Origin of the sequence: Faecalibacterium sp. DFI.5.82 (assembly GCF_029076575.1) — a bacterium.
Taxonomy (GTDB): Bacteria; Bacillota; Clostridia; order Oscillospirales; family Ruminococcaceae; genus Faecalibacterium; species Faecalibacterium duncaniae.
The window spans coordinates 1-312 of sequence record NZ_JARFIS010000476.1; the positions used below are offsets into that span (position 1 = coordinate 1).

At 54.5% G+C, this 312-nt stretch carries 1 pseudogene; it reads right to left on the reverse strand.

What is annotated here, in order from left to right:
* Nucleotides 1-312, reverse strand: a pseudogene (locus tag P0G09_RS17495) (glucuronide permease); the annotation flags it as partial.

The window sequence follows — 312 nt, forward strand, 5'->3', positions numbered from 1 at the left end:
GGTACCCACCAGCATGGATGCCTTCTGGCCCATCTGACGTGCGATCTTGTTCATCAGCAGGATGGAGATCAGGCAGATGGGGATAGAGGTGATCTGAGAGTCGCTGGAGTATGCGGCATAGTTGCCGAAGATGATGCCGAACAGGCAGATCATAACGGTAGCGTTGCTCTTGGTGGACATGAACAGCTTATCGGTAGATGCGGAGACCACCAGCATCTGGATGGCTCGGTTGTGAGCCAGGGTGTCAACGTAATCCTTGATGCCGACCTTCTGGGTGGTGCCCAGACCGAAGTACTTCGGTTTGTCCTTACG